Annotated in this window: 20 protein-coding genes; 10 read left to right on the top strand and 10 right to left on the bottom strand. The window is 63.1% G+C overall.

Annotated features, from left to right (window positions below):
- Positions 1-56: 56 nt before the first annotated feature.
- Complete coding sequence (locus AC0L2D_RS17445; RefSeq protein WP_473541659.1) at positions 57-6344, bottom strand: coiled-coil domain-containing protein; 6288 nt, start codon at positions 6342-6344, stop codon at positions 57-59.
- 272 nt (positions 6345-6616) lie between these two features.
- Between AC0L2D_RS17445 and AC0L2D_RS17450 the strand changes: the two genes are divergently transcribed.
- The 3 genes from AC0L2D_RS17450 (at position 6617) to AC0L2D_RS17460 (ending at position 8640) form a co-directional block, all read left to right on the top strand.
- A complete protein-coding gene (locus AC0L2D_RS17450) occupies positions 6617-6985 on the top strand; it encodes an Hpt domain-containing protein (RefSeq protein ID WP_023813039.1) in 369 nt (122 codons plus the stop codon).
- A gap of 111 nt (positions 6986-7096) precedes the next feature.
- Entirely contained in the window at positions 7097-7417 is a 321-nt protein-coding gene (locus AC0L2D_RS17455) for a 2Fe-2S iron-sulfur cluster-binding protein (protein WP_013531878.1), read from the top strand.
- A gap of 194 nt (positions 7418-7611) precedes the next feature.
- Entirely contained in the window at positions 7612-8640 is a 1029-nt protein-coding gene (locus AC0L2D_RS17460) for an NAD(P)/FAD-dependent oxidoreductase (protein ID WP_013531877.1), read from the top strand.
- A 3-nt stretch (positions 8641-8643) separates the two neighbouring features.
- Here AC0L2D_RS17460 and AC0L2D_RS17465 read toward each other — a convergent pair whose 3' ends face one another.
- The gene (locus AC0L2D_RS17465; RefSeq protein ID WP_013531876.1) at positions 8644-10125 is read right to left on the bottom strand and encodes an MDR family MFS transporter; all 1482 of its coding nucleotides are present in this window, start codon (positions 10123-10125) and stop codon (positions 8644-8646) included.
- Positions 10126-10326: 201 nt separating this feature from the next.
- Positions 10327-10986 (bottom strand): DUF922 domain-containing Zn-dependent protease, encoded by a 660-nt coding sequence (locus tag AC0L2D_RS17470; RefSeq protein WP_013531875.1) that lies wholly within the window; start codon positions 10984-10986, stop codon positions 10327-10329.
- Positions 10987-11089: 103 nt separating this feature from the next.
- Here AC0L2D_RS17470 and folP point away from each other — a divergent pair, with 103 nt between their 5' ends.
- Genes folP through folK form a run of 3 tightly spaced genes read left to right on the top strand, consistent with a single transcriptional unit; the run spans position 11090 to position 12800 of the window.
- On the top strand, positions 11090-11941 hold the full coding sequence (folP, locus tag AC0L2D_RS17475) for a dihydropteroate synthase (protein ID WP_473541660.1): 852 nt from the start codon (positions 11090-11092) through the stop codon (positions 11939-11941).
- 3 nt (positions 11942-11944) lie between these two features.
- On the top strand, positions 11945-12304 hold the full coding sequence (folB, locus tag AC0L2D_RS17480) for a dihydroneopterin aldolase (protein WP_013531873.1): 360 nt from the start codon (positions 11945-11947) through the stop codon (positions 12302-12304).
- Positions 12288-12800, top strand: a complete 513-nt coding sequence (gene folK, locus AC0L2D_RS17485; RefSeq protein WP_013531872.1) for a 2-amino-4-hydroxy-6-hydroxymethyldihydropteridine diphosphokinase — start codon at positions 12288-12290, stop codon at positions 12798-12800. The genes folB and folK overlap by 17 nt, the downstream gene beginning before the upstream one ends.
- Positions 12801-12826: 26 nt before the next feature.
- Here the strand turns inward: folK and AC0L2D_RS17490 are convergent, their stop codons facing one another.
- Positions 12827-13372 carry a DUF924 family protein gene (locus AC0L2D_RS17490; RefSeq protein WP_473541661.1) on the bottom strand — a complete coding sequence of 182 codons (546 nt, stop codon included), beginning with the start codon at positions 13370-13372 and terminating at the stop codon, positions 12827-12829.
- Positions 13373-13374: 2 nt separating this feature from the next.
- Complete coding sequence (locus AC0L2D_RS17495; protein ID WP_473541662.1) at positions 13375-15222, bottom strand: monovalent cation:proton antiporter-2 (CPA2) family protein; 1848 nt, start codon at positions 15220-15222, stop codon at positions 13375-13377.
- Between the two features lie 160 nt (positions 15223-15382).
- Between AC0L2D_RS17495 and AC0L2D_RS17500 the strand changes: the two genes are divergently transcribed.
- The 3 genes from AC0L2D_RS17500 to AC0L2D_RS17510 all read left to right on the top strand — a co-directional run bounded on the left by AC0L2D_RS17500 (position 15383) and on the right by AC0L2D_RS17510 (position 18090).
- Positions 15383-16372, top strand: a complete 990-nt coding sequence (locus tag AC0L2D_RS17500; protein ID WP_063170228.1) for an AraC family transcriptional regulator — start codon at positions 15383-15385, stop codon at positions 16370-16372.
- A 60-nt stretch (positions 16373-16432) separates the two neighbouring features.
- Positions 16433-17641, top strand: coding sequence for an MFS transporter (locus AC0L2D_RS17505; RefSeq protein ID WP_063172065.1), 1209 nt, complete (start codon positions 16433-16435; stop codon positions 17639-17641).
- A 182-nt stretch (positions 17642-17823) separates the two neighbouring features.
- Positions 17824-18090 (top strand): hypothetical protein, encoded by a 267-nt coding sequence (locus AC0L2D_RS17510; RefSeq protein WP_024503536.1) that lies wholly within the window; start codon positions 17824-17826, stop codon positions 18088-18090.
- A 143-nt stretch (positions 18091-18233) separates the two neighbouring features.
- Here the strand turns inward: AC0L2D_RS17510 and AC0L2D_RS17515 are convergent, their stop codons facing one another.
- The 4 genes from AC0L2D_RS17515 to AC0L2D_RS17530 all read right to left on the bottom strand — a co-directional run bounded on the left by AC0L2D_RS17515 (position 18234) and on the right by AC0L2D_RS17530 (position 22057).
- On the bottom strand, positions 18234-18788 hold the full coding sequence (locus tag AC0L2D_RS17515) for a hypothetical protein (protein ID WP_024503535.1): 555 nt from the start codon (positions 18786-18788) through the stop codon (positions 18234-18236).
- A gap of 135 nt (positions 18789-18923) precedes the next feature.
- Complete coding sequence (locus AC0L2D_RS17520) at positions 18924-20015, bottom strand: YcjF family protein (RefSeq protein ID WP_064995825.1); 1092 nt, start codon at positions 20013-20015, stop codon at positions 18924-18926.
- The gene (locus AC0L2D_RS17525) at positions 20012-21490 is read right to left on the bottom strand and encodes a YcjX family GTP-binding protein (protein WP_063167922.1); all 1479 of its coding nucleotides are present in this window, start codon (positions 21488-21490) and stop codon (positions 20012-20014) included. The genes AC0L2D_RS17520 and AC0L2D_RS17525 overlap by 4 nt, the downstream gene beginning before the upstream one ends.
- A 63-nt stretch (positions 21491-21553) precedes the next feature.
- Entirely contained in the window at positions 21554-22057 is a 504-nt protein-coding gene (locus tag AC0L2D_RS17530; protein WP_024503532.1) for a SixA phosphatase family protein, read from the bottom strand.
- A 332-nt stretch (positions 22058-22389) separates the two neighbouring features.
- On the opposite strand from AC0L2D_RS17530, the gene dksA reads away from it, so the two are divergent.
- Positions 22390-22806, top strand: a complete 417-nt coding sequence (dksA, locus tag AC0L2D_RS17535) for an RNA polymerase-binding protein DksA (RefSeq protein ID WP_013531862.1) — start codon at positions 22390-22392, stop codon at positions 22804-22806.
- A 185-nt stretch (positions 22807-22991) separates the two neighbouring features.
- Here the strand turns inward: dksA and AC0L2D_RS17540 are convergent, their stop codons facing one another.
- Positions 22992-23729: a flagellar biosynthetic protein FliO gene (locus AC0L2D_RS17540; protein WP_024503531.1), complete on the bottom strand. Its 738-nt coding sequence runs from the start codon at positions 23727-23729 to the stop codon at positions 22992-22994.
- Between the last annotated feature and the right edge of the window lie 134 nt (positions 23730-23863).

Genomic DNA, 23863 nt, shown 5'->3' on the forward strand with positions numbered 1-23863 from the left:
GCCGGACGTTAGAGCAGGCACAGGCGGGACCATGGCCCGCCTGTTCAATTCCTGTCTTAGTGCAGGCGGCCGCTCGCATGCGCCAGCATGGTGTAGACCTTGCCGGTGTCCGACGTCAGGTAGGTCTGCGCCATGATGTTGTCGCGGTCGTTGCGCGAGACATCCTTGAGCAGCTTCTCGAAATCGTCGCAGTAGCGGTCGACGGCGGCGCGGAACTCGGCCTCGGCCTGATACTTGCGACGGATCTCGTCGAACGTCTGCTGACCCTTCAGCGTGTAGAGCCGCCTTGTGAACACGTCACGCTCGCCGCGCCGGTAACGGTTCCACAGCTCGATCGAAGCATCGTGGTCGATGGCCCGCGCGATATCGACGGAGAGCGAGTTCAGCGATTCGACGACATGCAGGGGCGAGCGCTGGGCAGGCGTAGCGCGGGGCGCTTCCGCAGCCGCTGGGGGAGCTGCCGACCTGAGGTCCTCCTCGTTCGATGCCGCGGTCAGCAGATCGCGCACCCAGCCACCCTGCGGCGTGCGGGCGTTGGCATCGCCGCGCGGACGCGGTGCCGCCTCGGTCGGACGGTCAAGGTCGAGCGTGCCGCGCAATGCAGGGCCGCCCAAGGGCGCCTGAGGCGTGCCCGGTGCGCGGCGCGGCGGCTCGGCAGCGCGTGCGGCCGGCGCTTGCGGCGCCGGACGCAGGTTGCGTGGTTCGGACCCGTCACCGCCGCGGCCGGACTTGGCCACGATGTCCGAAAGCTCCTTCAGGGCGTTGATCTGCTCGGAAACGGCGCGGCGGATGGCCGAAGTCGATTCCTTGGCCTCTTCCGGCATTTCGATGACGCCCTTCTTGAGCTCGGCGCGGGTCAGGTCGAGTTCGCTCTTGATCGAACCCGCTGTGCGCCGCATCTCCTCGGTCGCATCGGCAAAGCGCTTGGTTGCCGAGTCGACGACGTCGGTGATGGCGTTGCGGATCTTGTCGGCCGACTCCATCGTCTTGCCTTCGGCGTTCTGCAGCGTCTGGCCAACGAGATTTTCGAACGAGCGCATGACCCTTTCGAGATCTTCCGACTTCTTGACCAGGCCGACGGCGAGGTCTTCGAGCGACGACTGCCGTTCGAGCGTGTGCTCGAGGTTGCTCTGGGCCGAGCTCAACAGGTCCGAAGCACTGGAGAGCAGGCGGCTGTGCTCGTCGAACTTGGTGGCAATCGACGCGACCTCGCGCAAGGTGGACGACGACAGTTCCGTCAGCCTAGTCGTGTTCGAATCAACCAGACGTGCCGAGCTGGCAAAGGTCTGCGCGGCCTTCTCGGTGGTGGCGGCGAAGCTTTGCGTGCTGCCGCTCAGGCGTTCATCGACCTGGCCGAGATTGACCGCGGCCTGCTCGATCAGCTGACCGAGCTGCGAACTGGACTTGGTCATCCGGCCGATGAGGTCGGCGACGCTGTCGGACAGCGACGAGCGGGCACCCTCGACCGCCGACAAGGTTTCGGCGGTGCGGTTGGCGAGCGCGTCGACAAGTGCGGCATTCTCGCTGCGCAGCTTCTCGGTGGCGCGTTCTGTGACCTCTTCCATGCTCTTTTGCAGTTCCGAGCCGCCCTGGGCGAAGCGCTCGACCAAAGGCCGTGCGGTTTCGTCGAGGATCTTCGACATTTCGGCCGAACGCGCCGCGAGCATGGTGTTGAGTTCGCGGGTGTTGGCGCCGATCGTCTTGGCGGCATCGTTGGTGCTCTGGCCGATATGCTGGCCAACCGCGGTGAAGGTCTCGGCGATCACATTGGCGCGCGAGACGAGTTGCGCCTCGGCGTTCGACACCTGCTCGTTGAGCTTCTGGCCCATCGTCTCGGCCGTAAAGGCGAGGCGGTTCTCGACGCCCGAGACCTGCTCTTCGACACGGGCTGCCGCGGCCGCCGCGCTCGAGGCGAGACGCTCGTCGGCGCCGGCAAGCGCCTGCTCGATTTCGCGGGCATGCAGGGCCATTTCCTGGCCGGTCCGCCTTGCGCGTTCGGCAACCCGTTGCTCGGTATCGGCAAAGGCGCCGACGATCGTCTCGGCATGCTCGCCGATCGTGGTGGTGCTGCTGGCGATGCGCGACACCAGACGCTGATCCGCGTCGTCGAAGATACGGCCGATTTCCGAGGCGCGGCTCGACAGCGCTTCCGAACCCTCGGCGATGCGCGAGACGAGCTGCTGGTCGGCGGCATCGAAGATGCGGCCAAGGTCCGATGCGCGTGCGGCAAGCGCTTCGGCCGATTCGCCGATCCGCATGCCGAGCCGCTGGTCGGCGCCTTCGAAGTTGCGCAGGATGTCGCCGGCGCGCGCGGCCAGCGACTGGGCCGTTTCGATGGCGCGGGCGACCAGCTTCTGGTCGGCGGCATCGAACGTGCCTGCAATTTCGCTTGCACGAGCTGCCAGATGGTCGGCGGTGTCCTGAGCCCGGGCGGTCAGCTGATCTGCGGTTTCCTGGGCGCGGGCGGCGAGCTTCTGGTCTGCCGCTTCGAAGGTGCCGGCGATCTGATTTGCGCGAGCGGCCAGCTGATCGGCGGTTTCATGGGCACGGGCCAGCAGCGAGCTGGACGTGTCGTCCGCGCGGGCAAGCAAGGCGTTCGACGTATCTTCTGCACGGGCGTGCAGGCGACGGTCGGCCTCCTCGAAGGTGCGGGCGATGTCTTCGGCCCGCGCCAGCAGGGCCGCGGAGGTCTGCTCGGCGCGCTCGGCGATCTTGCGGTCGGCGTCGCTGAACGCGGCACCGGCCTGCTCGTGCAGGGTGCTGGTGACTTCCAGCACCTTTTCGCGCAGGGCGCCGGCGACAAACACGGCGCTCTTCTCGAGCACGGCGCGGACGTTGTCGACGCCTGTCGAGAGCGCACGTTCCATGGTGCCGGCGCGCTCCTCGATGATGCCGGTCTGGCGACTGAACGCCTGCTCGATCTTCTCGACATCGGCAGCGATCGCGTCGGAAATGCCGGTGCTTCTGGCAGCGATCTGGTCGATATGGCCCGACAGCGAGCGGTCAACGTCCTTGCGGGTCTCGGCGAGCTTGCCGAGATCGTCTTCCAGCGCGCGGGTCAACATATTGCGGCCTTCGGACAGCTTGCCGACATGTCCGGCGATGACGTCGTCGATGTCGCTGCGGCTTTCGGTCAGCTTCTGCAGGTCGGCTTCGAGGGCGCGTTTGAGAATGTCGCGGCCCTCGGCCAGCTTCTCGACCTGGCCGGCAACCAGACCGTCGATGCTGGAGCGGCTTTCGGCCAACTTGGCGAGATCGGCTTCCAGCGCGCGCTTGAGAACATCGCGACCTTCGGCGAGTTTTTCGACCTGGCCGGCGACCAGACCGTCGATGCTTGAGCGGCTCTCGGCCAGTTTGGCAAGATCGTCCTCGAGCGCCTTGGACAGGGTCGAGCGCTCCTGGACAAGCCTTTCCGCGTGGCTGTTGACGAGGCCACCGACGTTTTCGAGGTCGGCTTCAAGCGCTTTCGACAGCGTCGAACGATCCTGGACGAGTCTTTCGGAATGGCTGTTGACCAAGCCATTGACGCTTTCGAGGTCAGCCTCGAGTGCCCGGGCGAACTGTGCCCGGTCATCGACCAGTTTCTGCGACTGGTCGGCAATGGTCCCCTTGATCGCGTTGAGGTCGGATTCCAGAGCGCGCCGCAGGATATCTCGGCCCTCGGACAACTTCTCGACCTGACCCGCAACCAACCCGTCGATGCTGGAACGGCTGTCGGCCAGCTTGGCGAGGTCGTCCTCAAGGGCCCTGGACAGGGCGGAGCGGTCTTGGACAAGCTTGTTCATGTGATCGGCGATGACGCTGTTCACATTCTGCAGGTCGGCTTCCAGGACCCGGGAAAGCTGACCGCGATCCTCGGCCAGCTTTTCCGACTGGCTTGAGATAACGCCCTTGATCGTGTTCAGGTCGGATTCCAGCGCGCGCTTGAGAATGTCGCGGCCTTCCGCCAGCTTCTCGACCTGACCGGCGACCAGACCGTCGATGCTCGAACGGCTTTCGGCCAGCTTGGCAAGGTCGGCTTCAAGGGTCTGCGACAGCAGGCTGCGGTCCTCGGCCAACCGTCCCGAATGGCTTTCGATCAGGCCGCGTATGCCGGACAGATCATTGTCGAGCGAATGGGAAAGCTGCGTGCGGTCTTCCGCCAGTTTGGCGGAATGGGTTTCGATGAGGCTCTTGATGCCGACGATGTCGTTTTCCAACGCCTTGGCGAGCACGGCGCGGCCTTCGGCGATTTTTTCCACCTGACCGGCGACCAGACCGTCGATGTCGGCGCGGCTGTCGGACAGTTTTCCGAGATCGGCTTCCAAAGCGCGCGACAGAATGTTGCGGCCCTCGGCGAGTTTTCCGACATGTCCGGCGACCATTTCATCAATGATCGTACGAGCTTGCACCAGCTTCCCGGAGTCTTCATTCAAGGCAATAGAGAGCCTGTTGCGACCTTCTTCCAGCCTTTCGAGATGGCTGCCGAGCGATGCATCGATGGCCGCCCGCGATTCATTGACCTTGCGCAGATCCTCTTCGAGAGCGCGCGAGATCAGGCTGCGGCCTTCGGCCAGCTTCTGCACCTGGTTGGTTACTGCCGCATCGATGCCGGCGCGGCCCTCGGCGAACTTCGCCAGGTCGGCCTCCATGGCCGCGGCCATGCGCTCGCGGCTTTCGGACAGTTTCCTGCTGTGGTTCTCGACAGCTTCCTCGATGCCGACGCGGGCGTCGGCGAGCCGCTGGATGTCACTGTCGAACGAACGCGACACGACGTGACGGGCGGCTTCCATGCGTCCGGCGAAGTCGCTGGCGCGGGCTTCGAGCATAGAGGAGGTCGAAGTGACGATGTCGGCCATGTCGGCGCCGATCTGGGTCTTGCCCTGATCGATCATCGCCGACAGCGTGTCCTTGCTCTCGGCGAAGGTGTGCGCGATTTCGCGGGCGCGCTCGACCAGCGTTTCATTGATCTGGCGGGCGCGGGCCTCGAGTGCCGCATTGAGCTTCTGCGTTCCGGTGTCGAGCGCCTCGGCGCGGGTCTGGAACTCGCTGATCAGCGCCTGGCCGCGTTCGGCGAGCGTGCGCTCGATGCCGTTGAGGCTGGCCTCGAATTCGGAATTGAGGGTGCGCGCGGCGCCGCCAAGCAGCGACACCATGCCGGTGGTGCGATCGTCGAGCAGATCGGTCAACGACCGCGTCAGTCCGTCCGTGGTGTCCGTCAGCTTGGCAATGCGGGTGTCGAGAAGGCTGGCGAAGGCCTCGCCCGAGGTCGACAGGCGGTCGGTGATCGAATCGAGCCGGCCTTCGACGGAATCGAAGATCGACATCGAGCTTTCGTTGATGCGGTCGATCAGCGTGTCGCCGGAATTGGTGATTGTCATCGACAATTTGGTCGATGCATTGAGGATCGAGTCGCGAATGATGTCGGAAGCCGCGCCGATCTCGTCCTTCAGCGTCTCATGCGCGCCGGTAATCGAGGCGCGGACGCGCTCGGCATGGGTGACGACGGCTTCGCGCTCGCTGCCGAGGCCGTCAACCAGCGAACGGATGCGGGATTCATTCTCGGAATAGGAGCGTTCGATCTGGTTGACTTCGCTGTGGACAAGCGTTTCCAGTTCGACGGCGCGGGCAAGCGTGCGTTCGATGCCTTCGCCCATCGCCGCGACCTCGCGACGAACGGCCTGGCCGATCATCATGACGCGATCCTGGGCAAGGTTTTCCGGCTCGGTCAGGCGGAAGGCCACTTCGGTCATCGACTGTGCGGCGATGCGCATTTCCTGGGCGCGGCGAATCATGGCGGCGAAGGCCCAGAACAGGATGACGGGCACGATGGCCGCGACGGCGAGGCCGATCAGTTCCGGACGGGCGAGGAACTGGTCGAGCGTGCGGATTCTCCAGATGCTCGGTCCGAAAAGCAGATTGGCCAAACCACCGGCACCGGCGAACCAGGCGAGCGAAACGAAGGCGACGACCCAGTAAATGGTGTTCGAGGCACGCCTGTTGAGGCTGTGCAGGAGCGTCTTGTAATCCTTCTGGCGATCGTCATTGGCCGGCGCGAAACCTGCGGGCTGGGCGCCATTGCGCGGTTCCACGGGGCGCAATTCGGCAGGTTTGGCCTTGGGCGCGGGTTTCGCGGCCTGGTTTTGGTTGACCACCGGCTCCGGGTTCTGTTCCGGCTTATGATTGCGTCCCTCGCGCGCCAGCTCGTCGGCCGCCTGGGATATCTGCGCTTCAAGATCCTCCATCGAAGCCGCGATATCGAGGTCGCCGCTGCCGATCTCATTGCTGAGGTCGAGATCGAGCGCCTTTTCCAGTTCCCTGGCCACTTCGCTGTCGAGAGTTCTCGTCGTCGGTTTCTTTGCCATGCCTTCGCTACCCTGTACTAGCTGCCGCGGGCTTATAATTCTGTTTGTCTTGCCCCGCGCAGGAGGCTGAAAATGGACCCCTCGTATCGTAATGACACAGGGGGGTAAAGAAAACATGCATTCCGCGGGATACGTAAAACTTTAAATATAAGGTTAACGGAACTGTGATTTGGACGCCGCTTTGGCAACATTTTTCCGGGCCATTCATTAACCCGTTGTCCACTGGATTCGCCTAGGTTTTTGGGTGAGTCGAAGAAACGGAGTTCGAGTTCATGCGTGGCGAAAGCGGCATCGCCTTCTCAATGCCCGGGGGAGATGTATCCGGACCAAGACGGTCACGGCCGGTCGATTTGGCACACCTTGCCCGCCAGACAATGGGTGACCGCAGCCTTGAGCAAGAGGTTCTGGCGCTATTTGTACAGCAGGCGCTGTCCGTGCGCGACAGAATAGTCGACGCCGATATCAAGGACCGGCTTCTGCTCGCCCATGGATTAAAGGGTTCGGCACGGGGCGTGGGCGCCTTTGCCATCGCCGATTGCGCCACCGAGATCGAGCACCGGCCGGAAGACGGCCAGACGCTCAAGCGGCTTGGTACGCTGATCGACGAAGTGCGCGATTTCATCGCCGCCATCAACCGCTGAATCCGCGCCGAATCCGATTTGCGGAAAAACGTCATCGGGCGGCGCTTTCATGCGGCAGTTGACTTGTCAGCCGGAGTGATTATCTCGGCTGCAACTCCCTTCAGGTGACAAATGACCAAGCTGACTTTCATTGCCCATGACGGCACGCATTTCGACATGGACGCCGAGAACGGCTCTACGGTCATGGAGAACGCGATCCGCAACGCCGTGCCCGGGATCGAAGCCGAATGCGGCGGTGCCTGCGCCTGTGCCACCTGTCACGTCTATGTCGACGAAGCCTGGACGGCTGAAGTCGGCGAGCCGGAAGCGATGGAAGAGGACATGCTGGACTTCGCCTACGACGTCCAGCCCAACTCGCGCCTGTCATGCCAGATCAAGGTCCGCGATGCGCTTGACGGCTTGGTCGTGCGGGTGCCTGCCCGCCAGGGATAAGCGCAACCTTTTGCCAACTGATTTTTCCCGCTGTGGCTTGGCAGCGGGGCGATGGTCATGCAGTGTCCTGCTGTTTCACCACAGCGCCGCGCGTCCTCTTGGACGCGCAAAGGACGCTGTAGCACTTTTATTTGCGCGTGATCCTTTCCGAAAATCGATCCGATTTTCGGGGTCATGCGCAGCGAGGCACAGGCATGACCGACATCACCAGGACAGACGTGCTTATTGTCGGGGCAGGGCCGGTCGGCCTGTTTGCCGTGTTCGAGCTCGGCCTGTTCGACATGAAGTGCCACCTGATCGACATTCTCGATCGGCCGGGCGGCCAATGCGCCGAACTCTATCCGGAAAAGCCGATCTACGACATTCCAGGCTGGCCTTCGATCTCGGCGCAGGGGCTGGTCGACAAATTGCTCGAGCAGATCGCGCCGTTCAAGCCCGATTTCAGCTACAACCGAATGGTTTCCAGCCTGGAAAAACTGGAGGACGGCAGTTTTCGCGTCACCACCGACGAAAACGAGGTGTTCGAGGCCAAGGTGGTGGTGATTGCCGCCGGCGGCGGCTCCTTCCAGCCCAAGCGTCCGCCGATCCCCGGCATCGAGCCCTATGAAGGCAAGAGCGTCTTCTATTCGGTGCGCCGGATGGAGGATTTTCGCGGCCACGACCTCGTCATTGTCGGCGGCGGCGACTCGGCGCTCGACTGGACGCTGAACTTGCAGCCGGTGGCAAAGAGCGTGACGCTGGTGCACCGGCGGCCTGAGTTCCGCGCCGCTCCCGACAGCGTCAACAAGATGTATGCCATGCAGGAGATGAAGCAGCTCGAATTCCAGGTCGGCCAGGTGACCGGATTGACCGGTGCCGACGGCCAGTTGTCATCGGCCACCATCAAGGGACCGGATGGCGACGTCGAGGTGCCTTGCACGCGCATGCTGCCGTTCTTCGGCCTGACCATGAAGCTCGGACCGATCGCGGAGTGGGGTCTCAACCTTCACGAGAACCTCATTCCGGTCGATACCGAAAAATTCCAGACATCGGTGCCCGGCATCTTCGCGGTCGGCGACATCAACTGGTATCCGGGCAAGCTGAAGCTGATCCTGTCGGGTTTCCACGAAGTGGCGCTGATGGCGCAGGCCGCCAAGCGCATCATCAGCCCCGGCGAGCGCATCGTTTTCCAGTACACGACCTCATCGACCAGCCTGCAGAAGAAGCTCGGCGTCTCCGGCTGAACTTTACTCGGCCAGCATCGGCGCCGCATTGTCGGCGTAGCCGCGAAGCTCCTTTTCGGGCATCAGCGTCAGCGTGATCAGCCCCAGCAGCAATGTAGCGGCGGCGACGGCAAAGATCATCACGAACGGCTCGACCGTCGCGCTATGGCCAGCGATCCGCACGCCTTCACCGGCAAGCGGCAAGCCGTAGCCCAGAGCGACCGCGCCGAGCATGGCGACCCCAAGCGCACTGCCAAGCGAACGCAGGAATGTCAGCACGCCCGTCGCGACGCCGAGATGCACGCGATCGACGGCGTTCTGGACCGACACGGTGGTGACCGGAAACGTCGTTCCGGTTCCAAACCCGATGCAAATCGTCAAGACCTCGACCTCCAGCAGCGTTGCATATCCTGCGACGACGGCCAGCAGGCAGAGGCACAGCATGCTGAAGACGACGCCCACCATCGCAATGCGCTTGTAGTGGGTGAAATGCGGGATCATACGCCCGCTGAATGCCGCGCCGCCGACGGTCCCCAGCAGAAGCCCAAGCATCGCGATGCCCGACTCCGCTGCCGACAAGCCGAGCACCGCCTGAAGATAGACGGGCAGGTACACAGCCATGCCGACGCTTGCGGCCTGAAGCAGGAACATCGAAAGCGTGCCCGCCAGAACGATTGGATTGCCAAGCACTTCGAGTGAGATGAGCGGCTCGGCGGCGCGCATGAGCCGCAAGGCAAAAGCGCTCCAGAAAATCGCCGAACCGCAGAGAACGCCGATGACTTCAAGCGAAGTCCAGGGATAGGCGCTGCCGCCCCAGTTCAAGGCGAGCAGCAGCAGCGCCGTGGCAATTATCAGAAGCAGCGCGCCCAGGCCGTCGATGCGATGGCGCTTTGCGGCAATGGGCAGTTTCTTGAGCGGCTTGTTGATGATCGCCATCGCAAGAAAACCAAGCGGAATGTTGATCCAGAAGATCAGTGACCAGTGCAGGTGCTCTGCGAAAGTGCCGCCGAGCAACGGACCGGCAATGCTGGCGACAGCCCATGTGCCGGAGAACCAGGCGGCATAGCGTGCCCGCTCGCGCGGCGGCACGAGATCCCCGACGACGGTCTGCGTCAAAGCGAACAAGCCGCCGCCACCGGCGCCCTGGATCGCCCGCCCGACAACCAGCACAAACATGTTGGGAGCCATCGCACTGACCACCGATCCCGCCAAAAAGATCAGGATCGCGGCATAGACGGTCGGCCGGCGGCCGTAGACGTCGGAAATCTTGCCGTAGAGCGGAGCCACCGCGGTAGCGGTCAGGAGATAACCGGTGACGATCCATGGCAGATAGTGTGCGTTTCCGAGCGCATGCCCGATGGTCGGCATGGCCGGCGCGACAATGGTCTGATCGAGTGCCGCCAACAGCATCGACAACAGCACGCCGCCGATGATGGCGTTCTTTTCGCGCTCTGTTATCGGCGTGCCGGTTTCCGCCATCGTTTTCTCATCGACAGCCTGGTCCATGATCGTTCATCCATAAGCTTGCGATTTGACCGGCGCTGTTCAGCCGCTCCGGCTTCATGACCGTTTGGATCGCATTGGTGTTTTAAGCTCGTCTGGCGAGCCTGATATGTCGTCCCATATAGGCCGGTTTCGACGGCGGCTCGAAAGTTTTTCGAATCTGGCACTACGCTTCGGTGAATTTGGCTTTCAGTTCGGGTGCGTTCAGGCCGGCGGCAGTCGTCCGTTGCCGATGCGCTCCATGCGGTAGCGCAGCAGCCGCAAGATGCGGCTTTCGAAATTGACGCTTTCGACGCGGTCGAACTGAAGCTGGGCGCGGTCGTGCCTGGCCAGAACAGCCGCGGTGATCGCGGCCGCCTTGGCCTTGGCGGCGTCGCAGTTCTTTTGCGGGTAGGTGGCTTTCAAGGCCTCTTCGAGTTCGCCGCCATGGTTCTTGGCGATTTCGACATGGCGCTCCTCATGGCGCTTGATGTCGGCCGACAGCGTATCCCAGAACAGCCTGACATCGGCATCGGCCTTGCGCGGCCGGCGCCACTCGGGAAGGATCACCTTCACCTTGACGGTCACCACCGCGTCGGCAATCCGGCAGGAACTCGGTGTCTGCGCATAGCTGATGCGGGTGGTGAACGCCATTTGCGTGGCGCCCGGGTGCCGCGTGCCGGTGCTTTTCACCTCCGGCCCGCGTTTGGAGAGTTGTGCCTCGATGTCGTCGAGGGTGCTGCCGCCAATGGCGAAATAGCTGTACGTCTTGACGAGATTGGCCGCCGCCGCCGGGTGCGGCGTTATGGCGAGCAGCAGCGCGCAAGCCAAGGATTGTTTCACGCCCAAGGACTGTTTTTTCATGCCAAGCATGGATCGTTTCATCATGTTGCCTCTTCGACCACCTTGCTTTACGGCCGTTGCCGGCGCAATGAAATTGATCCGCCAGGGATCACACATGATTGATGAACTCCATGGTCGATGAGCAATGACGGCCAGGCGATGGCAATTGGCGCATGGACGCCATCTCGACCTTGGCGGCAAGGCCGTGGTCGTCGGCATCCTCAATGTCACGCCCGACAGCTTTTCCGACGGCGGCCAGTTCGACGCCCCTGAAAAGGCGCTGGCCCAGGCGCGCCGCATGATCGGGGAAGGGGCACTGGTTGTCGATGTCGGGGGAGAATCGACGCGCCCAGGTGCTGCCGCGGTATCGGCCAGCCAGGAACAGGCCCGCATCCTGCCGGTGATCGAAGCGCTGGCGGGCGTGAACGAGGTGCTGATTTCGGTCGATACCTATCGCGCCGACACGGCGCGGCTGGCGGTCGCCGCCGGCGCGCATATCGTCAACGATGTCTGGGGTTTGCAGCGCGAGCCCGATATTGCTCGTGTCGCCGCCGATACCGGTGCCGGGCTTGTCATCATGCATACCGGGCGGGATCGCCAGAAGCTGCTGGACGCGATTGCCGATCAGTTGGCATTCCTGCGAAGGTCGCTGGAAATCGCCCGCCAGAACGGCATCGCCGATGATCACATCGTGCTCGATCCCGGTTTCGGATTCGCCAAGGAGACGGCGGAGGAAAATCTCGACCTGATGGCACGCTTTTCGGAATTGCATGCACTCGGCCTGCCGCTGATGGCCGGCACGTCGCGAAAACGCTTCATCGGCACGGTCACCGGCCGTGATGCCGCCGACAGAGGGGTCGGAACAGCGGCGACCAGCGTCATTTTGAGGCTCCAGGGCGCCGATCTGTTTCGCGTCCACGATGTCGCATTCAACGTGGACGCATTGGCGCTCGCCGATGCTATGCTGGCGCGTCAAACCGACCGGGCGAGAAACTGATCGATGTATGTCATCCGCATGAAGAACTGCGCTTTCTTTGCCCGGCACGGCGTGCTGGACGAGGAGGAACGGCTCGGCCAGCGCTTCTATGTCGATGCCGTTCTGACCGTTGATCCAGGCCGGGCGCTTGCCGAAGATTCGATCGAGGATACAGTCCACTACGGCGTTGCATTCAGCGTCATTGAAAAGATCATCACCGGGCAGCGCCGTTTTCTGATCGAGTCGCTGGCGCTCGAAGTGGCCCGTGCGCTGACGGCGCGTTTTCCGCAGATAAAGAAAGCCGAGATCACGGTGCGCAAGCCGAACGCACCAGTGCCCGGCGTGCTCGATTATGTCGAGGTGACCGTTGTCTGGCCCGAATAGTACCGTTTATCTCAGCCTTGGCGGCAATCTTGGCGATCCGGCGAAATCCATGAGCGCGGCGCTGCGCATGCTGGATGCCGACGCGGATACGCGTGTCACCGGCGTCTCCTCGCTTTATCGCACACCGCCCTGGGGCAAGCTCGATCAGCCGGATTTTCTCAATGCGGCCGCCGAAATTTCCACCGTGCTTGCACCGCGTGCCTTGCTCGACCTCTGCCTCGATGCGGAGCGCAAGCTGAAGCGGGTGCGCGAGGAGCGGTGGGGGCCGCGGCTGATCGACATCGACATTCTGGTGTTCGGCGACCGCGTCATCCACGAGACCGGGCTGGAGGTGCCGCATCCGCGCATGCTGGAGCGCGCCTTCGTGCTGGCGCCGCTGGCCGAGATCGCGCCCGGCCTGGTTGTCAGCGGTCGCAGCATCACCGACCGCCTGGTCGCCGTCGATACCTCAGGCATCGAGCGATTGTCGTCCGGCCGGGATTGGTGGCTGGCCTGATTTCTGGGCAAAGCGACGGCCGAACTTTAGCCCGAGAAGCCGCCACCATCCAGGAACGTCTGCTCCTGCGAGGTGGTTTCGCGCCCAAGCATCCTGTTTCGATGCGGAAAACGGGCGAATTGCTCAATGATATCACGATGTTCGACAGCATACTTCAGATAGGGCTCGGCCCTGGCCTGCGTCAGCTCGACCGAAATATCCTGGTCGGCCAGTAGCTCCGAATGCTCATAGGGCAGGTAGAGGAAAACGCGGAGTTCTTCCTCGAGTGCCAGGTCATGACCAGCCGCGATCACCTTCTCTGCGAAATATCTGGCGAGCGGATCGGTCGCGTACATATGGCCGGTGCCGCGAAAGCAGTTCCGCGGAAACTGGTCGAGCAGGATCATCAGCGCCAGCGCGCCTTCGGTATGTTCCAGCCAGTCGTCGCATTCACGCCGCGCGGCGGCGTAGTGCAGGTCGAGAAAGCGGTCGCGGAACTCGGCATCGAATGCTTCGTTCTTCTCGAACCAGGCATCCTCGCCGGCATCGCGCCAGAATTTGGTGACCGACAGGGCTCTGCTGTCCAATTTCATACCTAATTCCTTGCTCCGTCGGCGGGTTCGGACTTGTGCAGCACACCCGCGGTCTCTTCGTTGAGTGCCTGACCAGGCCGGCGCGGCGTCGAGAGCGGTGTCGGAATCGGCGTGCCGATATTGCCTCTCAGGAAGCGCTGTCCGGCGCGAATGCCTTCGGCGAGCTGGGTTTCGAAGCGGTCGGTGTCGCGGCGCCTGACATCTTCGATCGTTTCAGCCACGTCTTCGGGATCGACGCCCAGAGATTCCAGGGCCGAGCCGCCGAAAACAAGTGCGGATTCGAAGGTTTCGCGCAGTTGGTAGTCGACGCCGGCACGTATGAGCTGCAGCGCCGTTCCACGGTCGAATGCGCGGGCCAGCACGGTGAGCAGTGGGAATTCGGCCTTGATCAGCTGGGCGATGCGAACAGCCACATCGGCCTTGTCGACGCAGATCAGCACGGCGCGCGCCCGGCCGGCACCGGCGGCATGCAGGATGTCCAGCCGCGTGCCGTCGCCATAGTAGACCTTGAAGCCGAAATCGGCCGCCGCCTGGATCATTTCGACGTCATTGTCGATGATCGAGACGTCGATGCCGCGCAGCAACAGCGGCTGGCTGGCGATCTGGCCGAAGCGGCCGAAGCCGATGATCAGCACGCTGCCGGTCAGGCCATCGGCGACGTCGACGCCGTCGAGCGACTGCTCGTCGCGCGGCGTCAGATAGCGCAAGGCGATGATGGCCAGCGGCGTCAGCACCATGGAGATGATGACGATCGCCGTCAGCGTCGCATTGGCGTTGCCGTCGATGATGCCGACCGCCGCGGCCGCCGAATAAAGGACAAAGGCGAACTCACCGCCTTGCGCCATGAAGACCGCGCGCTCAAGCGCCTCGCGGTGGCTGGTTTTCAGGATACGGGCGACGATGTAGATGCCGAATGCCTTCATCACCATGTAGGCGACGACATAGATGGCAATCAGCCGCCAGTTCGCCGCGACCACATGCAGGTCGAGCGACATGCCCACCGCGAGAAAGAACAGACCGAGCAGGATGCCGCGAAACGGTTCGATATCGGCTTCGAGCTGATGGCGGAAGGTCGATTCGGACAAAAGCACACCGGCCAGGAAGGCGCCCATCGCCATCGACAGGCCGCTGAGCTGCATGGCGAGCGCGGATCCGAGAACGACCAGAAGTGCCGCCGCCGTCATCACCTCGCGGGCACGGGCATCCGCCAGGATGCGGAAGAACGGATTGAGCAGATAACGGCCGGCCACAACCAGGCCGACGATCGCGGCGAGGCCGATGCCGACCTCGGTCAGCCGCTCCGATAGGCTGGTGTCGGCACCGCCGGGCGCCAGAAACGCGATCAGGGCCAGCAGCGGCACGATGGCAAGATCCTCGAGCAGCAGGACCGATACGATGCGCTGGCCTTTCGGCGCGGCGATTTCGCCGCGTTCCTCGAGAAGCTGCATGACGATCGCTGTCGAGGTCAGCACGAAGCCGGCGCCGGCGACGAAGGATTGCGCGATTGGAAACCCTCCAGCCATGCCGACCCCGGTCAGCAGGAGCGCGCAGACGCCGACCTGCAACGCACCGAGGCCAAAGATCTCGCGGCGCAGGCCCCAGAGCCGCGATGGCTGCATTTCCAGCCCGATGATGAACAGGAACATCACCACGCCGAGTTCGGCGACATGAAGAATGGCTTCCGATTCGGAAAAGACGCCGAGGCCGAACGGGCCGATCACCACGCCGGCAGCCAGATAGCCGAGGATCGAGCCGAGGCCCATGCGCTTGAAGATGGGAACGGCGACGACACCGGCAGCAAGCAGCGCCACCACCTGAACCAGATCACTGCCCGATGCTTCCGCCGCCATGCCTCTTGTCCCTGTGTCTTGCAGCACTCCTTGCATGCAGTTGGAGCGGGAGGCAAGGCGAGAAATCTGCCGGGAAGGGTAGGGTGCCGTTGCAGTGATTGACTTGGTGGAACAACGGTCCCCGCTTGCTTGCCGGACGTTCGGCATCTATATTGCGTATATGTTTGACCATTCGTCCCGGCCGTCCTCGCCGCCACATATCCCGATGGATGCGCTCAGCGAAGTTCTGCAAGACTTTCGCTTGAGTGGTGTCAACTATGGCCGTTGCGAACTCCGGCACCCATGGAGCATAGACTTTCCGCAACAACAGCTGCTTCGGTTTCACTTTGTCGGCCAGGGCCCATGCTGGATTCATACTGAATCGCAAGGTTGGCAGGAGCTGCGCGATGGCGATCTGGTGCTGCTGCCGCAAGGCATCGCCCATCGGCTGGCGAGCGCGCCGGACGTTGCAGGGGGCTCGCTCGAAGGTTGCCAGGTAATCAAGTTGGGGGGCAACGTCTGCGAAGTGGTACGGCAAGGAACGGGCGCGACGAGCACCCTTTTCTGCGGCTCCATGGCCTTGGACTCCTATGCGCTCAACCCATTGATCACGTTGATGCCGCCTGTCATCAAGGGTTGCGACGTGGCCGGCAATGACCCGGTCGTCGGTCCTTTGCTGGCGGCCATGACGGTGGAGGCCTCGCAGCCGCAGATGGGCAGCGCCACGATTCTGTCGCGTATGGCCGACTTGCTGACGGCCCGGCTCATACGCTGCTGGGTCAATTGCAACGGAGCCTCGACCACCGGTTGGCTCGCAGCCATCCGCGACCCCCATATAGGCCGCGCTTTGGCGGCCATGCACCGCGACCCCGGCCACAACTGGACGCTGGGAAGCCTGGCCGGCGTGGCAGGCCAATCGCGCTCGATTTTCGCCGAGCGTTTCAGTGCGGTATTAGGGGAGGGTGCCGCACACTATCTCGCCCGCCTGCGCATGCAGCTTGCCCGCGAATTGCTGGGCCAAAACGGCTTGTCGGTTGCCGAAGTCGCTACCCGTTTGGGCTATGATTCGGAGGCATCCTTCGCGCGCGCGTTCAAGCGCATCACCAATGTCTCGCCGGGCGTTGTGCGTCGCACAATTCCCGGACGAATGGATATGAATTTCGGATTCTAAGATACATATCATCCGAGCGGACTCGCCTATTTAAGACCTCCAAACTTTGGAGATCTTTCCGTGACTGACACAACATTACAGCTTGAAGACGCCGCGACTGGCCTTGATGCCGATGCACCAGCCGCGTGGAGCGCAGCCACCTGGTTCGCGGTCATTTCATTGGCGGCCACCAGCTTTGCCTTGGTGTCGGCCGAATTCCTGCCCGCAGGTCTGCTGACGCCAATGGCACGCGATCTCGGCATCAGCGAGGGGACGGCCGGACAGGTCGTCACCGCCACCGCTTCCGTCGGCGCCGTGACGGCCATGTTGAGCAATGTTCTCATCGGCCGCTTGAACCGCAAGGCGGTGCTGGTTGGTCTCAGTGCTCTTGCGGTCGGTTCCAATGTCCTGGCGGCGCTGGCGACCGATTTCTGGCTGTTGCTGTTGGGCCGGGCCGGGCTGGGAATCGCTCTCAGTGCTTTCTGGGCACTTTCGGTCGCCGTTGTGGCGAGGCTGGTTGGCGCCAGCGCGACAGGTCGGGGCATGGCGATCGTCACCCTAGGCGTCTCGCTCGCAACCATTGCCGCACCGTCGATGGGCGCGTTGATCAGTGACTGGATAGGGTGGCGCAGTGCCATGGCCATGACGGCGGGGCTGGCCGCGCTTGCCATGCTGCTGCAGTTTCTCAGCCTGCCGACCTTGCCCGCAACGGCAAGCAACAGCCTTGCAGATGTATTTCGGCTGACCCGGCGGCGCGGCATCCAACTCGGCATGCTGGCTATCCTTTTGCTGATGACGGGGCATTTTGCCGGCTCGGTCTATGTGCGTCCCTTCCTCGAACAGGTGACACTCCTTACAACCGGACCGATTGCCTTGGCTCTGCTCGGGTTTGGCGTCGCTGCCGTGATCGGTAATGTTGCCGGCGGCCGCATGGCCGACACCAACATCCACATGGCCCTCGCAGTCACCGCGGCGTTGATGGCGGTTGCGGCACTTACTTTGGTGCTTTGGGGCTCGCATATCGGCGTTGCCTTCGGCTTCGTTACGCTGTGGGGTTTCGCCTTTGGCATGGCGCCGGTGGTGCTGCCGACCAATATGTCGCGCGCGGCGCCTGATGCGCTGGAGGCAGCGGGCAGCCTGATGGTCACCTCTTTCCAGATTGCCATCACCATCGGCGCGGTTGTCGGCGGCTATGTCGTGGACACCTATGGCGCGACTGGGCCTTTGACTCTGACTGCTATCCTTGCCGCATCGACCGCCGTCTTGGCGCTGCTGCAGCCTCGCAGCTGAACTTTGCAGCCGCCGACACAGTAGCCTCAAATCCTGCCGCCAGCGATGTTGCAGGCGCGATACACAAGTTGAGGCCGGGAACACGTTGCATCTTGCCGCAATCGAAGGCTAAGGACGCTCGGCTTCGGCCATTGGAGGGTGATCGACGATCAAGTCGCGCCCTTTTTGAGGAGATGACTGACATGAAGAAGTTTTTGTTTGTTGCCGTCGGCCTAGCGGTGCTTGCCGGTTCGGCTTGCTCGAAGGCGCCTGAGTGCACGGCGGAGATCGCAACCAAGAAGGCGCAGGACATGGCTGCAGCACTTCAGGAGGCGATCACCAAGGACCCGGCCAAGGCGGCTGATCTGACCGCCAAGGTCCAGGCGGTGACAACCAAGTATCAGGGCACCACGACGTTGGCCGACGCCTGCAAGGCCTATGACGAAGTGACGGCCGCGATCAAGGGCTGACACCCTGATTTGAGATCAAGGCCTAAGCGCCTGATTCGATGGGCTCAAGTGAGAGGGCGGTGACCGTTGGGTCGCCGCCTTTTTCTTCGGATTTTTCAGTTCGGCGCGATTTCAGTTCGGCGCGATTTCAGTTCGGCGCGATTTCAGTTCGGCGCGATGGAACCGACTTCGACCGCGTCGACCCGCTTCAGGCTCATGCCGATCACCGGCACCAATTGGTCGTTGACGCGCACGGCGATAGTCACCGTCATCGAATTGTCGTCAGGGATGCGAGCCTGCATGACGCCGCGCAGCTGGTTGCGGTTGATGGTGAAGACCACCTTGCGGGGATCGACGACGTTGCCGCCGATGATGTCGAGGCCGGAACCGGTCGCGCCACCCATGAAGCTGCCCTTGTAGCCCTCGCGGCCCTTGCGCTCGATCTTGGCCGACATTGGCTGGGTGAACATACCGACCCGGCAGCCGCCGTCGAGCGACATGCCGACCTTGCCGTCGGGCGTCGAGCCGGTGAAGCTGCAGTTGAACTTGGTGCCCTTGTACTTGCCGGCGACGATTTCGCCGGGACCGATCCACTTGCCTTCGGCAGACTGGAAAAACTGCTTGTCCGGCTCCGCCGCAGAGGCCACTCCGGCAATGCCGACGACTGTCGTAATCACCGTTGCCAGGGACAGGACGCTGGATAGAATTACGCTTTTCATCGACGACACCCGGCAACAAAGATGCTGTTTGGAACCGGTCTGACCATGAACAAGATTGGTTAATGCTTCGTCACCGCGGGGCCGCCGCAGAGCAGTCCGGTAACGATTCCGAATGCCCGGACACTCCAGCCCGGCTCACTTGCCGGAGGGGGTCGTTGCACCGTCTTTCCTGGTTGCGAACGATGTCAGCGCCGAGAGGAAGTCGCCCAATCCGGGACGTTTGGCGGCGCTGAAGGGCAGGGGTCGAGCCGTCTCCATCGCGGCGATGCCGATGCGCGCCGTCATCATGCCGTTGACGACGCCCTCGCCAAGCTTGGCCGAAAGGCGCGCGGCCAGGCCGTGGCCAACGATCTGCTGGACGAAACTGTCGCCGACCGCGATCGAACCGGTGACCGCCAGATGCGCCAGAACGCTGCGCGCCAGGCGGAAGAAACCCAGCGTTCCCGGCCGTCCGCCATAGAGTTCCGACAGGCGTCGAATGAGCCGCCCGGCCTCGAACACGACATAGGCAACATCGACCAGTGCGCGTGGACTGACCGCCGTCACCAGCGAGACGCGTTTGGCAGCTTCGAGAATCATCACTTTCGCCCTGGCATCGAGTGGTCCGAGGATTTCAGCCTCCGCCAGGCGCACGAGATTGCCGCCGTCGATGATTTCGCCGCGCAATTCGGCCAGCGCGCGCCGGCCGGCCGCGGTCTCGGGTTTGGCCGAGACAAAGGCCGACAGTTCGTCGACGACCGATCGTGCCGCCTTGGGATCGTCGCGGGCGATCGCATCGAGCGCCCGCTTCTGCAGCTTTTCGACCTCGGCGAGGCGGGCGATCGCCAGGAATTCGCGAATCAGGATCACCACAAGCGCCAGCACGGCGATGGCGGCCATGCCGGCGGCCAGCCAGCCCAGCCACTCAGCGCGCGCAAAGAGGTCGCGTATGAGCTGGTCGGTCCACAGGCCGACCGCCAGCGAAACCAGCACGCCGAAGGCGCCGAAGAAGATGCTGCCGAGCAGCGAGCGTTTCCTGGGGGCGACGGCTGGTGGCGGCTCCGCGGCAATGATGTCGGGCTCGTCGAAGACATCGACTTCCGCCGGCATGACCATCGCGACATCGGTTTTCATCGCGCGGGGTTTGCGCTGGGTGTCGGTCTGGATGTTGCGCGGCTCAGGGGCCGCTTGTCTCGGTGGGGCTTCCGGTTCGATGCGGAATGCCGCCGGCTTGCGGGGCGCGGTCATGCCAGATGATCTCCGATCAGGAACTGCAAGGCACGGTCGAGCCTGATATGCGGCAGCGACAGCGTGACGCCTTCGGCCGTGCGTTCGAGCTTTGGGGGACGGAAACGGACGAAGCGGATTGCCGGGTCCGCGGAGTCCTGCCTGTGATCGGCTCCCGAAACATCGAACACCGCGTCAATATTCTCCGGTAAGTCACCGGGAAATATGGCTGTTTCAGTTTTTCCATCGAAGGTTTCGCCGTTGATCTTCTCACCGGCTATCGGCGTGCCGATGATGACGGGAAGCGTCTCCCGGCCTTGCCTGACGGTGCCTTCGCGCGTCGCGCGCACCGCCGCCATGGCGACCACATCGACATCGGCGCCGGTGAAATTCGCCCGTGCCACGGCGCGGTCGGCAAGCCGCCGCACGATCGCCTGCAGCCGGTCATGGCTTTCGTGATGCAGATGGTCGGCCTTGGTCGCGGCAACCAGAATGCGGTCGATGCGCCGCGAGAACAGATCGGTGAGGAAGCTGCCCCGGCCGGGGCGAAAACAGCTGAGGATCTCGGTCACCGCGCGTTCCAGGTCGGCCATGGCGCCTGGGCCGGCGTTCAGCGCCTGCATAGCGTCGATCAGCACGATCTGGCGGTCGAGGCGGGTGATGTGTTCCCGGAAAAAGGGTTTGACGACATGCGTCTTGTAGGCCTCATAGCGCCTGTCCATCATGGCGTGCAGCGAGCCTGCGCGCGGACGGTTGTCGCCGATCGCGGCCAGTGGCGCGAAGGTCAGGGCCGGCGAGCCTTCGAGATCGCCCGGCATCAGGAAGCGGCCGGGCGGCAAGGTCGAAAGCGCCCGCTCGTCGAGCTTGCAGGCCTTCAGATAGGCGGCGAAACTCTCGGCCAGGCGCCGCGCCGTCATCTCGTCGGCATCGGCGTTCGGGTCGATCCCGGCCGATAGTGCCCGCCAGGCTTGCGACAGGTCCTCGCGCACCGGCAGAACGGCCATCTCAAAGGCTTCGTGGGAAAAATCGGCGAAGGATTTGCCGAGCAGCGGCAGATCGAGCAGCCATTCGCCGGGATAGTCGACGATATCGACGGACAATCTGCCCGAGGAAAACATGCGGCTCCAGCCGGAAGCCGATTCATATTCGATGGTCAGCCGCAGCTCCGAAATGGCGCGCGTCGAATCGGGCCAGACGCGGTCGTTGACCAAGGCTGCGATGTGGTCCTCGTACTGGAAACGCGGCACCGCGTCGTCGGGCTGCTGCTCGAGGAAGGCGCGCGCGATGCGCCCCGATTTCTGCGCCTCGAACAGCGGCAGGCGCCCGCCATGGATCAAATTGTGGACAAGGGCCGATATGAACACCGTTTTGCCGGCGCGGGACAATCCGGTCACGCCGAGGCGCAGCGATGGGGAAAAAAGCCCGGTGGCGCGGCCCGATAGCGTGTCGAGGGCAATCCTCGCCTCGTCGGTGAAGGTGGTCAGCGATGATGCCAAAATATGCTCTCTCGAACTTCGGTCCGTCCGATATAGGCGCTGCAACAAGGCTTTGAAATGGCTTCAGAGATCGGCCGGCGTCAGGAACACTTCGAGATAGCCGGTGCCTTGGGCGGCGCTGGCAAGATCGCCGTCGAAGCGGACGACCGCCAGGCCCGCGGTCGGGAACCCATGGTTCAGTGTGGCCCGCGCAGCCTCGTCGCCGCCGCCCGAAACTGCCAAGGCAAGGTCTTCCATCATCGGGTTGTGGCCGATGACCAGCAACGAGCCCGATCCGCCATTGTTCTTGATAAGGTTGAGATAACCGGCCGCGTCCGCGCTGTAGAGCCCGTCGAAGAACAGGACCCGGCCGGTGTCGGTCTGGCCGGCCAGGCCTTCCAGCGTCTCTTTGGCGCGTTTGGCGTTGGAGCACAGCGTCCGGTCCGGAACATAGAGGCGGGAGCGCATGGCGGCGCCCATCATTTCGGCATCGGCGCGGCCGGACGCATCGAGCGGACGGTCGAAATCGCGCATGCCGGGCAATGCCCAGCCTGCCTTGGCATGTCGCAACAGATAAAGCCTGCTCACCCAACCTCCGAATGCCGAAGCCTTCCGGGATTAGCCACGAGAACGGCGTCGCGCACAATGGCCCGTGCTCTTCAAACACGGCGAATCAGCCAACGCTGGCTGCTGCAAAAGGCGCTTGCATATCGGCCCCGGGATCACCGCGATCAGGGAAAATATGCGTCACCGGATCCAAAGTGTCGCGGCGGAGTTTGTACCAAAGCGACCGTACGCGGCTGCAAAGACGCGTGCCCGGGTACTTTAACAATTGCGTGAAACAGCGGCCGATTGCGCTTGTGCAGGCGTCGGACGACGAATATATAGGCGCCAAATTTGGGGCAGTTTGGGTGAGTCGAATGAACGACATCGTTACCGCCGATTACGTACCCTCCGAAGACGAGCCGTTCATGAACGAGCGGCAGAAATCCTACTTCCGCTCAAAGCTCGTCACCTGGAAGAATGACATATTGCGCGAAGCGCGCGAAACACTGGAAATCCTGCAGCAAGAAAACGCCAACCACCCCGATCTGGCCGATCGCGCCTCTTCGGAAACCGACCGTGCCATCGAACTCAGGGCCCGCGACCGTCAGCGCAAGCTCATTGCAAAGATCGATTCCGCCCTGCAACGCATCGACGAAGGCACCTACGGCTATTGCGAAGAAACCGGCGAGCCGATCGCGCTGAAGCGGCTCGATGCACGTCCGATCGCGACATTGTCGATCGAAGCGCAGGAGCGGCATGAGCGCCGCGAAAAAGTCTATCGCGACGACTGAAGCTCACGGCCGGCTGTCTCGAACGAATTCGATTCTGAAAATGGCCGGTTTTCCGGCCATTTTCATTGGTGCGGCATCCACCGCTCAGGGCGCGCGAAGATCGAAAACCCTCGGGGCTTCGGACGAGGTGGTTCGGCAGCCGGACCGGCGACGGTGTTTCGCGGGGATAGCGACCCGGCGGTCGCTCATTTCTTCTGGCTGGAGAGTTCACCGAGAAGCTTGGTCATCTCGTCGTCGAGCGACTGCGGCGCCGCCGGCTTGCCCACCTGGCCGCCCGAACGGGGCTGGTCCAGTGATACTTCAAGTTCTCTCATCAGCGTGTCGTCGATGCTGTCCTGCACCGGCTGCGGTGGTGGCGGGGCGTGCCGGGCGGTGTTGGCGTTGGCGGAGCCGTAGGCGGGCAACGGCGTGACATTGGTCGGCTGGTAGCTTTGCGTTGCCGGCTTCGGTGCAGGTGCCGGCGGCGCTGTCGGACGGGGGCGGGCGGGCGGCGTCGTATTCACCGGCTGTGGAGCGGGTGCCTGTCTCAGCGGCGGCGGAGCGGGTTGCGGCGGACGCGGCCTTGTCGGAGCGGCGGCCGGAACCGGCTGCAAGCCGCCATCTCCAGTCAATGCCGGCCGGCGCGGCGCCGAAAGCCGGATATCGCGCTCGACGACGACGTCGGTCGGACCGCCGATCAGAAGCAGATGTTCGATGTCGTCGCGGCGTATCAGCACCAATCTGCGATGGCTGTCGACGGCGGTGGCATCCATGACGGCCAGTCGCGTCTTGCGGTTCCGGCCGCCGGCGACGAAGGTTCCGAATGTCAGGTTGCGCACCAGCTTGACGATGACGAGAACGATGACCAGCAGGACGAGCGCTGCAAACGTCCACAACAATGCTGCGGCATAACCGGGACCTGCCACGCTATCGAGCCATTGCATTGGTTTCCCCTGATCGCCCCTTGGAAGTGATAAGACACTAGACCGTTGCAGCGGGCCACCGCAAGTTGCGTTTCACGCTGTTGAACAGCTTGAAAAACTCCGAAGGCCGGAAGACATCATTTTTATCCGACATT

The sequence above is a fragment of the Mesorhizobium sp. WSM4833 genome (assembly GCF_055811095.1).

What these genes read in the sequence shown, in the direction of transcription:
- AC0L2D_RS17445 (WP_473541659.1), bottom strand. Translation starts at nt 6,344, where the DNA reads ATGGCAAAGAAACCGACGACGAGAACTCTCGACAGCGAAGTGGCCAGG.
- AC0L2D_RS17520 (WP_064995825.1), bottom strand. Translation starts at nt 20,015, where the DNA reads ATGACCGCGCCCCGCAAGCCGGCGGCATTCCGCATCGAACCGGAAGCC.
- dksA (WP_013531862.1), top strand. Translation starts at nt 22,390, where the DNA reads ATGAACGACATCGTTACCGCCGATTACGTACCCTCCGAAGACGAGCCG.
- AC0L2D_RS17490 (WP_473541661.1), bottom strand. Translation starts at nt 13,372, where the DNA reads ATGAAATTGGACAGCAGAGCCCTGTCGGTCACCAAATTCTGGCGCGAT.
- AC0L2D_RS17515 (WP_024503535.1), bottom strand. Translation starts at nt 18,788, where the DNA reads ATGAAAAGCGTAATTCTATCCAGCGTCCTGTCCCTGGCAACGGTGATT.
- AC0L2D_RS17500 (WP_063170228.1), top strand. Translation starts at nt 15,383, where the DNA reads ATGTTTGACCATTCGTCCCGGCCGTCCTCGCCGCCACATATCCCGATG.
- folB (WP_013531873.1), top strand. Translation starts at nt 11,945, where the DNA reads ATGTATGTCATCCGCATGAAGAACTGCGCTTTCTTTGCCCGGCACGGC.
- AC0L2D_RS17495 (WP_473541662.1), bottom strand. Translation starts at nt 15,222, where the DNA reads ATGGCGGCGGAAGCATCGGGCAGTGATCTGGTTCAGGTGGTGGCGCTG.
- AC0L2D_RS17450 (WP_023813039.1), top strand. Translation starts at nt 6,617, where the DNA reads ATGCGTGGCGAAAGCGGCATCGCCTTCTCAATGCCCGGGGGAGATGTA.
- AC0L2D_RS17510 (WP_024503536.1), top strand. Translation starts at nt 17,824, where the DNA reads ATGAAGAAGTTTTTGTTTGTTGCCGTCGGCCTAGCGGTGCTTGCCGGT.
- AC0L2D_RS17465 (WP_013531876.1), bottom strand. Translation starts at nt 10,125, where the DNA reads ATGGACCAGGCTGTCGATGAGAAAACGATGGCGGAAACCGGCACGCCG.
- AC0L2D_RS17460 (WP_013531877.1), top strand. Translation starts at nt 7,612, where the DNA reads ATGACCGACATCACCAGGACAGACGTGCTTATTGTCGGGGCAGGGCCG.
- AC0L2D_RS17540 (WP_024503531.1), bottom strand. Translation starts at nt 23,729, where the DNA reads ATGCAATGGCTCGATAGCGTGGCAGGTCCCGGTTATGCCGCAGCATTG.
- folP (WP_473541660.1), top strand. Translation starts at nt 11,090, where the DNA reads ATGACGGCCAGGCGATGGCAATTGGCGCATGGACGCCATCTCGACCTT.
- AC0L2D_RS17455 (WP_013531878.1), top strand. Translation starts at nt 7,097, where the DNA reads ATGACCAAGCTGACTTTCATTGCCCATGACGGCACGCATTTCGACATG.
- AC0L2D_RS17470 (WP_013531875.1), bottom strand. Translation starts at nt 10,986, where the DNA reads ATGAAACGATCCATGCTTGGCATGAAAAAACAGTCCTTGGGCGTGAAA.